Below are 9,206 nucleotides of genomic sequence, written 5' to 3'. Positions count from 1 at the left end.
GGTGCTTGTCAAGGCGGGAAAGATGCCTTGACAAGCACCCCCAGACCGCAGGGACGCTTCATATCGGGGTGCGGGGGAGGGGCTGGGTGCCTCGATCGTTGGGTGCACCGGTGCGGTTTCGCGGTGGCTGGGGCTAGCGCCTCAATGCCACATTGGGTGCATCTGACGCACCGAACGCCGCATTGGGTGCGTGGGATGCACCGAACGCCGCATTGGGTGCATGTGACGCGCCCAATGCCGCATGGGGGCGCATCGCGGCGAGTGGGCGAGCGAGCGGGTGGGCTGTGAAGGGCTCATTGAGGGAATCTGATTCCGTGAAGGAGCCCCTCACGGCGTGCGGAGGTACGTGAGGGGAACCCTGAGGGAATCTGGGTACGTGAGGGTTCCCCTCACGTACCTCGGGACCGGAGTCAGTGCTCCAGGGAGACGCGGGCGTTCTCGTCGCCGACGCTGACTACATCGCCGTCCGCCAGTTGGCGGCCTCGGCGGGTTTCTACCTCGCCGTTCACCGTGACTTCTTCTGCGTCGATCAGGTCTTTCGCGTGCGAGCCGTTGTCCGCGAGGTCGGCCAGTTTCAGGAATTGGCCCAGCCGGATCGGTTCCCCGGTGATCGGGACGTCGCGCGTGCTCATGGGCGCAATCATGTCACGGCATGGTGGTCGCCCGGTTGTAGAGATCGGTGATCTGGTCGTCGAAATAGCTCGAGTACGACACGTCGTCCGTGTACCCGCCTGCTTCGTAGCCGCCGATCACGCCTACTACGGTGCCCGTTTTCGTCTCGGGGGACGGGTCCGCTACCAGTGGGCTGCCGCTGGTGCCGGTTGCGAAGCCGGGGCAGTCGACGCGGATCTGGTGTTCGTCTTGCTGCTGCGTGTGGGTTTCGCAGGTCGCGACCTCGTCGACGCCGTCGGGGTAGCCGGCCACGGTCACTGGGCGGGCGAAGGGGCCGTTCGTGCCTAGTTGGTTGGCTCCGGTTACCGCTTCGAGGGGTTCGGGGGAGCCTTCTTGGCGGGCGGTCGCGAAGCCGACATCTAGGTTCGGATCAGACGAATCGATCCATCCCTGAGCGACGAGTTCGCCGCCGACTTGCCAGTATCCATAGGGCGCGACGCCGTCGTGGAAGCCGGGGGCGAAGGTGACGTTGGCCAGGTAGCCGCCGCCTTCGCCGTCGTGGATGCAGTGTGCGGCGGTGAGCAGTTCGTCTCCGCGCGGGCTGTGCACGACGCTCGCGGTGCAGTAATGCGAGCCGTCGACGAACAACGCGCCGATTGACGCGTGGATCGGCTTCGCCGGGGTCGGCGAGGCGACCGTCGGTTCGTCTGCCGCGCGCTCAGCGCATGCCACGATGGTCCCGCTCGCACTCAATAGTGCGAACAGCCCGATCACCGTGCGCCGCATGCCACCTCCTGTACTGGTCCTCGTCACTAGTATCAGAGAAAGCGGTGAGACCAGGGTGGGGAGACTATGAAGGACTTCTCGAACAAAGTCGCAGTGATCACCGGGGCGGGCTCGGGCATCGGCCGGGCGCTCGCGCTTGAACTCGCGTTGCACGGCGCGCTCCTCGAACTGTCCGATGTTGACGCCGAGGGGCTCGACGGCACTGTGCGCGAAGTCCGCGAACGCGGGGCCGAGGTGCGGGGCCATTCGCTTGACGTCGCCGACCGGGCGGCGGTGCTCGCGCACGCCGAGGACGTAAAGCGGGAGCACAGGCGGGTCAACCTCGTCGTCAACAACGCGGGAGTGGCGCTAGGGGCGACCGTCGAGGACATGACGTTCGAGGATTTCGACTGGCTGCTCGGCGTCAACCTGGGGGGCGTCGTGAACGGGACGAAGGCATTCCTGCCGCACCTCATCGACTCCGGCGACGGCTACGTCGTCAATATCTCCAGCGTGTTCGGATTCGTCGGAGTGCCTACGCAGAGTGCATACAACGCGGCGAAGTTCGCCGTTCGTGGATTCACCGAGTCGCTGCGCGAAGAAATGCTCGCGGCGCGGCATCCGGTCGGCGTCAGCTGCGTGCACCCGGGCGGGATCAAGACCAACATCGCCCGCAACGCCCGCGGCGGAACCGGCGGCGACCAAGCCAAGGCCGCGGCCGGATTCGACAAAATCGCCCTCACCACACCGAAGAAAGCGGCCGAGACGATCCTGCGCGGCGTGCGCAGGCGGTCCGCGCGGATCCTCATTGGACCGGACGCGTACGTGATCGACGCCATCCCGCGCGTGCTCGGTTCGGCATACCAGCGTCCGCTCGCGGTTTTGGCACGCCAAGGGCTCAAACGCGTCGACCGGAACGGATAACGCGCCGCGACTGTCCGCATTCTTGATCACTCGATGGAGTTGCATTTTCGCCGAACCTGACGAAAATGCCGCAGAATGCTGCCAGTCCACTCGTGTGTCCGCACCCCGGAGGTAGCCCTCGATGCTGCGCCTTGCCGAGCGCCGGTTGGCCGCGCCCGCTGACCGCGCCTCCGGGGAACTGGTCGATCGCACCGGAATCATCGCCGCGAGCACGCCGCGCGGGCCGCGAATGCCGGAAGAAGCGGCACCGGAGACCAGCTGCGAATCGACCCAGCAGATCCCGGTGATCGCCGGATGCGCGCCCGCCGAGGAACGTCCGCGCGCGGTGGCGTCGCGGCGGCGGGCCCGGGTGTGGGTCGGCACCGGGCTGGCGGTGGTCCTGGTCGGACTCGGCTGGCTCGCGGGCGGGTTCTTCACCGGCGCGCTTCCCGGGCAGTCCTCGGACGACGCCGTCGTGCAGGCAGAGCAGCGGGTGCCGATCGCGGAGCAGCAGATCCCGGTCCCGCAGACGATCACGCCGCCGGTGACGCAAACCGCGCCGCCGGTCACGGTGTACGTCCCGGTGCCCTCGCGCCAAGCCCCGGTGCGGCGGCACAACCCGATCCGCCCGACGACGCCGCGCGAGACGGCGGCTCCGGCGGCTCCGGAGCAGGCCGATCCGCGCTCGGACCTCGAGACCTCCACTCCGAGCAAGACCCCGCCGCGGCTGGGGATCGACCAGTTCCTCGACTGGAAGCCGTGGTTCGACGCAGCTCAGCGGATGTCCGGCGGGCACTGAGCGGGCCTCGTGAGTGTTTATCCCGGTTCTAACCGGGATAAACACTCACGACGGGTCAGCCGATCCAGCCGTATTCGTGTTCCGGCCGCCCGGTCGCGCCGTAGCGAAGCCGCATTTCCACTGCTCCGGACTCCGCCAGCGCGGTGAGGTAGCGCTGCGCGGTGGCGCGGGCCATGCCCAGTTCGCGGGCCACTTCGGCAGCCGACAGTGGCGTCGGCGAACCGCGCAGCCGCTCCGACACCAGGCGTGCCGTCGCGCTTGACTGACCCTTCGGCGTCGCCGCGCGGTCCTGGTCGTGCAGAGCGCGGAATGCCCGGTCTACGTCGTCTTGGGACAGCGGGCGTTCGGTCGCGACCAGGCTGCGATACCGGGCGTACGAGGTGAGCCGTTCCGACAATTGCCGCGTCGTGAACGGCTTGATCAGGTAGTTCAGCGCGCCCGCGCGGATCGCGGCGGCGATGGACGCGGCGTCGGTGGCGGCGGACAGCACGATGGTGTCCGTTTTCAGGTCGGGCAGGACGGAAAGGCCGGGCTCGTCCGGCAGATAAACGTCCAGCAGCACCAGGTCCGGGGCCAGTTCCCGGACGCGGGCGCGGGCCTCGGCGGCGGTGTGCGCGACCCCGGCGACGGTGAATCCCGGGACCTCCGACACGAATCCCGCGTGCACGCCGGCGACGCGGAAATCGTCGTCCACGATCAGGGTGCGGATCATCGGTCGGTCTCCTCAGGTCGGTCCAGCAGGCCGGGAAGTTTGGCGACGAACAACGCGCCGGTCGTCGCGCCGCCGGGGTCGGCGAGCCACACGTCACCGTCGCGGGCCCGCGCGGCTTGGCGGGCCAAGGCCAGTCCGAGGCCGTGACCCGGACTGAGCTTTGTGGACACTCCTTCGTCGAAAAGCTTGTCCCTCAAGGTTTCGTCAATTCCTGGTCCGCTGTCTACAACGGACACGTGCAGAGTGGCACCATCGGCCAGCAGGCCGACTTCGACCCACGCTGGACGACGCGGGCCCATCCGTGCGGCGTGCAGGGCGTTGTCGACGAGGTTGCCGATGACGGTGCCCGCGGCGATCGGGTCGGTCACCGAGGCGGGGACCCAGGCATCGTCGGCCAGCCGCAGCTCCATGCCTTTTTCTTGCGCCTGCTCGGTTTTCGCGACCAGCAAGGCCTGCAGGTACGGATCGGCGACCCGGTCGTCGAGCGGTTCCGCGCGCGAGGCGGTGGATTCGGTGAGGGTTTGCAGGTATTCCTCGGCTTCGGTGTGGTGGCCCAATTGCAGCAGGCCGGACAGCGTGTGCAGACGGTTCGCGAACTCGTGCCGTTGCGCGCGCAGGCCGTCGGACAGCGAGCGGATGCCGTCGAGTTCGCGGGTGAGAGTGTCGAGGTCGGTGCGGTCGCGGAAAGTCAGGACGGTGCCGAGCGAACGTTCGTCTCGTTGTACGGCACGGGAATTGATCACCAGGACTCGGTTTCCGGCTACGGCCAGGAGGTTGTCCACCGGGCGTCCTTCCGCGACGGCTTTGTGGACTCGCGGGGACAGGTCCAGGTCTTCGAGCGGGGTGCCGACCGGGAGCGGGGTGTCGAGGAGGCGTTCGGCTTCGTCGTTGCGGACGGTCACCCGGTGTTCCGCATCGACGGCCAGGACGCCTTCGCCGATGCCGTGCAGGACGGCTTCGTGTTCGTAGAGCAGTTCGGTCAGTTCGTGGGGTTCGAGGCCGTGGGTTACGCGGCGCAAGCGGCGGTTGAGCAGGGCGGACGCACCCGCGCCGATCAGGAGCGCACCGCCGCTGAAGACCATGGTCAGGATGAACAGGCGGTTGAAGTCGCCGGTCAGCTCGCCGATGCGGTAGCCAACGCTCACCTCGCCGACGACCCGTGAGCCCTGCTTGATCGGGGTCTTGCTGCGGACGGACGGCCCCAAGGTGCCCGCGTTGAACTCGCTCACCACGTCATTGCCCGCGATCACCTCCTCCCACGGCGAACTCACCCTCTTGCCGACCGCCGACAGTGTCGGGTGGGCCAGCCGGATGCCGTGATCGTCCGTGATGACCACGAACAACAGCGCGTCGTCCGTCTGCGTCTCGGCTTCGACGCGCTGCTGGAGGTCTGAGTTGGGCTTTCGGGAAGCCGCACCGGCGATCACCACGGGCTCGGTGGCGACCGATTTCGCGATCGCGAGTGCTCGCTCGCCGTACTGTTCGGTCAGCGTCGTGCGCAGGAGCCAGCTGATCAGCGCGACGCCGAGGCCCACGACGAGGACCACCACGCCGATCTGCAACAGCAGCACCTGACGGGTGAACCGCATCCGCGGAAAGAGCGCCCACTTCGGCATGCCAGGCAACATACCCCCAGCTCAGCGCTGTGCGCTAAACGAGCAAAACGTGGAGAACGCGCAGAGCGCACGCAGAACGTCGACAAGCTTCTCCGTCGTGAAACGTGCTCTTAACCTGCCTCGAGCGAGTCCCCACCGTGACGAAGGAGTCACCTCGATGGCCCCACTCATCGAACTGATCGGTGCCACCAAAAGGTTCCCGAGCGGATCAGGTTCTGTCCACACCGCTGTCCGCGAGCTGACCATGACCGTCGAACCGGGGGAGTTCGTCGCCGTGGTCGGGCCGACCGGATGCGGTAAATCCACCACGTTGTCCCTGGTCTCCGGGCTGCAGCCGCCGTCGGCGGGCCGGGTCGTCGTGCACGGCTCCGACGTGAAGTCCATTCCGGACGGCGTCGGCTACATGTTCCAGACCGACGCGGTGATGCCGTGGCGTTCGGTGCTGGACAACGTCGCTTCCGGACCGCGCTTTCGCGGCGTGCCCAAAGAGGACGCACGGAAGAAGGCCGCCGACTGGATCGCCCGCGTCGGACTGGCCGGGTTCGAGAAGTACTACCCACACCAGCTTTCCGGCGGTATGCGCAAGCGCGTCGCATTGGCGCAGACGCTGGTCACCGAGCCCAAAATCCTGCTGATGGACGAGCCGTTCTCCGCGCTCGACGTCCAGACGCGCGCGCTGATGCAGGACGAACTGCTGCGGCTGTGGTCTGGCACTGGTGCCGCGGTGATTTTCGTGACGCACGACCTCGACGAGGCGATCGCGTTGGCGGACAAGGTGGTCGTGCTGACCACGAGCCCGGCGACGGTCAAGGACGTCTTCGAGATCCCGCTGGAGCGTCCGCGCAAGGTGGAGGAACTCCGGCTGACCGAGGAATTCCGCAAGATCTACTCCGACATCTGGGAATCGCTGCGCGGTGAGGTCGACAAGGCTCGCCAGAAGGGAGCGACCGGTGTCGCTTGAGACTCAGACCGCGCCGACGCCGGTCTTCGAAACCGAACAAGACATTCTCTCCCGCGCGAAGCGCTCCGCCGGACGGCACAAGCGCAACGTCTGGCTGCTGCGGATGGCGATTCTCGTTGCCTGGCTTGGGTTGTGGGAGGTGGCGGGCCGGTTCTGGATCGACCCGTTCTTCTACTCGATGCCCTCGAAGATCTGGGAACGGCTCACCGAATGGTTCACGACCGGGACTGACTTCGGGACCATTTGGTACCAGATCCTGGTGACCGTCGAAGAAGCCGTGATCGGTTTCGTGCTCGGTGCGGTCGCTGGCGTGATCTGCGGTGTCATTCTTGGTCGCAGTGCGTATCTCGCTGAGGTGCTGGCACCGTTTATCAAGGCTGCCAACGCGATGCCGCGTATCGTGCTCGCCGCGCTGTTCGTGATCTGGTTCGGCCTCGGGCTGTCCTCGAAGGTCGCGACGGTGTTCGTGCTCGTGTTCTTCGCGGTGTTCTTCAACGCGTTCACTGGTGCCCGGGAAGTGGATCGCAATCTGATCGACAACGCTCGCATTCTCGGCGCGACGCGGTGGCAGGTGCTGCAGTCGATCGTGCTTCCCAGCGCGACGTCGTGGATTCTTTCGTCGTTGCACGTCGCGTTCGGTTTCGCGCTGATCGGTGCGGTTGTCGGTGAGTACACCGGTGCCAAGGCAGGCATGGGCTTCCTGATCGCCAACGCGCAGGGCACGTTCGACACCGCCGGGGTTTACGCTGGGATGCTCGTGATCATGGTCGTCGCGTTGTTCGCGGAATGGCTGATCGGTTCGGCGGAGCGCAAGCTGCTGCGCTGGCGTCCGCAGATGTCGGCCGACGACGGACGGCGGGACATCTAATGCGGCTAAAAAGGACACTCGCGGTCGCTGCGGCCGCGCTGGTGACCGTGGCCGGGGTGAGCGCCTGCCGGGATTCGCGGGAGATCGACCTCGGCAACGGCGGGCGGCCGCACATCAAGATCATGGTCGGCGGACTGTCCAAAGTGATCTATCTGCCGGGTCAGCTCGCGAAGCAGTTGGGCGAGTACGAGAAGCAGGGGCTGGACGTCGAACTGTTCGACCAGCCGTCCGGGGCCAACGCGGAAACCTCGCTGCTGGCCGGTGAGGTGCAGGGCGTGGTCGGGTTCTACGACCACACGATCGACCTGCAGGCCAAGGACCAATGCATTACCAGCGTGGTGCAGTTCGCGAATGTGCCTGGCGAAGCGGAAATGGTCGCCACGCCGAAGGCCGGGCACATCAAATCCGGCGCGGATTTCCGCGGCAAGAACCTCGGCGTCACGTCGCTGGGGTCGTCGACGGATTTCCTCACCAAGGCGCTCGCCAGCCGCGGCGGGGTCGGCAGCAAGGATTACACGCCAGTGAAGGTCGGGGCCGGGCAGACGTTTATCTCTGCCATGCAACAAGGTTCGATCGACGCGGGCATGACGACCGACCCGACGATCGCGCAGCTGACCAACACCGGACAGGCCAAGGTGCTCTACGACATGCGCACGCCGGAAGGCACGCGTGCGGCGCTCGGCGGACTGTATCCGGCGAGTTCGCTGTACATGAGCTGCGAAATCGTGAAGCGCTATCCGGATGTCGTGCAGAAACTCGCCAACGCGTATGTGAATTCGCTGAAGTGGCTTTCCACGCACACCGCGGAACAGGTGGCCGATCTGATGCCGCCGTCGTTCTCGGGCGGGGACAAGGCGTTGTACGTCAAGTCGCTCAAGGACAGTCTGCCGATGTTCACCAAGGACGGCCGGATGGACCCGTCCGGCGCGCAGAATGTGCTGAAGGTGCTCGGCGCTTCGTCCAGCAACGTCAAGCCCAAAAAGGACAAGATCGATTTGTCCAAGACGTACACCACCCAGTTCGTGGACGCCGCGCACGCCCGTACGGCGCGGTAGTCCACTTCGGAAGGAGTCCGTGCCGGCCCGCCGCCTCCCCTGGCGGGCGGGCACGGACTTCCGTGTACACAAAGGAGAATCGGGACATTTGGTGAAGTTTTCCCGAGATGTGAATACCCTTCGAAAGTAGCTACCAACTCGGGCGAGCGAAATTCAACACTGGTACGCGCAGGCACTCCCGTGACCAGATTGGATGCCCATGAGTTCTCGATCTTTCCGTCGTCCCCTCGGTGTGCTGGCGGTCGGCGCGTTCGCGGCCGCGACCCTCGTCGCCGGCGCGGGAGCCGGGCCCGTCACCTTCGGCAAGCACTTCCACGGGAACCACTACTCCGGCGGAAACTGGGGCGGCTACGTCAGTTTCGGCAGTTTCACCACCGCGACCGCGGGCTGGACCGAACCGGCGGCGACCTGCAAATCCAGCAATGACCTCTTCGCGCCGTGGGTGGGCATCGACGGCGACGGATCGTCCTCTGTGGAGCAAACCGGCGTCGCGACCGATTGCTCCAGCGGCAGCCCGCAATACCAGGCGTGGTACGAAATGTACCCGGCCGCGCCGGTGTATTACTCGGCGAGCGAGGCGCCGGTGAAGGCGGGCGACCACATCACCGCGACTGTCACGCGCAGCAACAACAGCTACAAACTCGACCTGAAGAACGACACGCAGGGCTGGACGAAGACGACCACGCAGTCGCTGGCCGCGAAGCACTCGTCGGCGGAGGCGATCATCGAATCGCCGACCGATTCGTACCCTTCGATCAGCGGCGGCGTGAAGTTCGACGGGGTGAAGTTCGACGGCAAGAACCTCGCGGACACGAGCCCGCAAGGTCTTAACGCGGACGACGGCGGCAGCGCCACGTGGGTTCCCGGCGCGATCGGCTCGGACGGGCAGAGTTTCTCGATGAACCGGCAGTAAGG

10 protein-coding genes are annotated in these 9,206 nt (G+C 66.3%); 6 read left to right on the top strand and 4 right to left on the bottom strand.

Going from position 1 to position 9,206, the window contains the following annotated elements; translation table 11 throughout:
• Nucleotides 1–410: 410 nt before the first annotated feature.
• The gene (locus ACWDNU_RS10915; RefSeq protein ID WP_449668637.1) at nucleotides 411–632 is read right to left on the bottom strand and encodes an RNA-binding S4 domain-containing protein; all 222 of its coding nucleotides are present in this window, start codon (nucleotides 630–632) and stop codon (nucleotides 411–413) included.
• Nucleotides 633–645: 13 nt separating this feature from the next.
• Nucleotides 646–1,398 carry a trypsin-like serine peptidase gene (locus ACWDNU_RS10910; protein WP_370932539.1) on the bottom strand — a complete coding sequence of 251 codons (753 nt, stop codon included), beginning with the start codon at nucleotides 1,396–1,398 and terminating at the stop codon, nucleotides 646–648.
• A 66-nt stretch (nucleotides 1,399–1,464) separates the two neighbouring features.
• Here ACWDNU_RS10910 and ACWDNU_RS10905 point away from each other — a divergent pair, with 66 nt between their 5' ends.
• Together ACWDNU_RS10905 and ACWDNU_RS10900 are read left to right on the top strand one after the other, a co-directional pair.
• Nucleotides 1,465–2,301 carry an SDR family NAD(P)-dependent oxidoreductase gene (locus ACWDNU_RS10905; RefSeq protein WP_449668636.1) on the top strand — a complete coding sequence of 279 codons (837 nt, stop codon included), beginning with the start codon at nucleotides 1,465–1,467 and terminating at the stop codon, nucleotides 2,299–2,301.
• 121 nt (nucleotides 2,302–2,422) lie between these two features.
• Nucleotides 2,423–3,079: a hypothetical protein gene (locus tag ACWDNU_RS10900; RefSeq protein WP_370932537.1), complete on the top strand. Its 657-nt coding sequence runs from the start codon at nucleotides 2,423–2,425 to the stop codon at nucleotides 3,077–3,079.
• A 55-nt stretch (nucleotides 3,080–3,134) separates the two neighbouring features.
• Here the strand turns inward: ACWDNU_RS10900 and ACWDNU_RS10895 are convergent, their stop codons facing one another.
• Both ACWDNU_RS10895 and ACWDNU_RS10890 read right to left on the bottom strand, forming a co-directional pair.
• Entirely contained in the window at nucleotides 3,135–3,791 is a 657-nt protein-coding gene (locus ACWDNU_RS10895; RefSeq protein ID WP_344287659.1) for a response regulator, read from the bottom strand.
• Nucleotides 3,788–5,380: a sensor histidine kinase gene (locus ACWDNU_RS10890; protein WP_449668646.1), complete on the bottom strand. Its 1,593-nt coding sequence runs from the start codon at nucleotides 5,378–5,380 to the stop codon at nucleotides 3,788–3,790. Before ACWDNU_RS10890 ends, ACWDNU_RS10895 begins: the two co-directional genes overlap by 4 nt.
• Before the next feature lie 184 nt (nucleotides 5,381–5,564).
• Here ACWDNU_RS10890 and ACWDNU_RS10885 point away from each other — a divergent pair, with 184 nt between their 5' ends.
• The 4 genes from ACWDNU_RS10885 (at nucleotide 5,565) to ACWDNU_RS10870 (ending at nucleotide 9,204) form a co-directional block, all read left to right on the top strand.
• Nucleotides 5,565–6,368 (top strand): ABC transporter ATP-binding protein, encoded by an 804-nt coding sequence (locus ACWDNU_RS10885; protein ID WP_449668635.1) that lies wholly within the window; start codon nucleotides 5,565–5,567, stop codon nucleotides 6,366–6,368.
• On the top strand, nucleotides 6,358–7,236 hold the full coding sequence (locus ACWDNU_RS10880) for an ABC transporter permease (protein WP_449668634.1): 879 nt from the start codon (nucleotides 6,358–6,360) through the stop codon (nucleotides 7,234–7,236). The genes ACWDNU_RS10885 and ACWDNU_RS10880 overlap by 11 nt, the downstream gene beginning before the upstream one ends.
• Nucleotides 7,236–8,291: an ABC transporter substrate-binding protein gene (locus tag ACWDNU_RS10875; RefSeq protein WP_449668633.1), complete on the top strand. Its 1,056-nt coding sequence runs from the start codon at nucleotides 7,236–7,238 to the stop codon at nucleotides 8,289–8,291. Before ACWDNU_RS10880 ends, ACWDNU_RS10875 begins: the two co-directional genes overlap by 1 nt.
• Nucleotides 8,292–8,490: 199 nt before the next feature.
• Nucleotides 8,491–9,204 (top strand): G1 family glutamic endopeptidase, encoded by a 714-nt coding sequence (locus ACWDNU_RS10870; RefSeq protein WP_449668632.1) that lies wholly within the window; start codon nucleotides 8,491–8,493, stop codon nucleotides 9,202–9,204.
• Nucleotides 9,205–9,206: the final 2 nt, after the last annotated feature.

The organism is Amycolatopsis sp. NPDC003676 (assembly GCF_053587275.1).
Note: the sequence above shows the minus strand (reverse complement) of the source record. Positions and strands in the feature narration are given on the sequence as shown.

Bases quoted from the DNA above. Each gene is read 5' to 3' on its own strand.
- ACWDNU_RS10875 (WP_449668633.1), top strand. From the start codon at position 7,236: ATGCGGCTAAAAAGGACACTCGCGGTCGCTGCGGCCGCGCTGGTGACC.
- ACWDNU_RS10885 (WP_449668635.1), top strand. From the start codon at position 5,565: ATGGCCCCACTCATCGAACTGATCGGTGCCACCAAAAGGTTCCCGAGC.
- ACWDNU_RS10895 (WP_344287659.1), bottom strand. From the start codon at position 3,791: ATGATCCGCACCCTGATCGTGGACGACGATTTCCGCGTCGCCGGCGTG.
- ACWDNU_RS10915 (WP_449668637.1), bottom strand. From the start codon at position 632: ATGAGCACGCGCGACGTCCCGATCACCGGGGAACCGATCCGGCTGGGC.
- ACWDNU_RS10870 (WP_449668632.1), top strand. From the start codon at position 8,491: ATGAGTTCTCGATCTTTCCGTCGTCCCCTCGGTGTGCTGGCGGTCGGC.
- ACWDNU_RS10890 (WP_449668646.1), bottom strand. From the start codon at position 5,380: ATGCGGTTCACCCGTCAGGTGCTGCTGTTGCAGATCGGCGTGGTGGTC.
- ACWDNU_RS10905 (WP_449668636.1), top strand. From the start codon at position 1,465: ATGAAGGACTTCTCGAACAAAGTCGCAGTGATCACCGGGGCGGGCTCG.
- ACWDNU_RS10900 (WP_370932537.1), top strand. From the start codon at position 2,423: ATGCTGCGCCTTGCCGAGCGCCGGTTGGCCGCGCCCGCTGACCGCGCC.
- ACWDNU_RS10910 (WP_370932539.1), bottom strand. From the start codon at position 1,398: ATGCGGCGCACGGTGATCGGGCTGTTCGCACTATTGAGTGCGAGCGGG.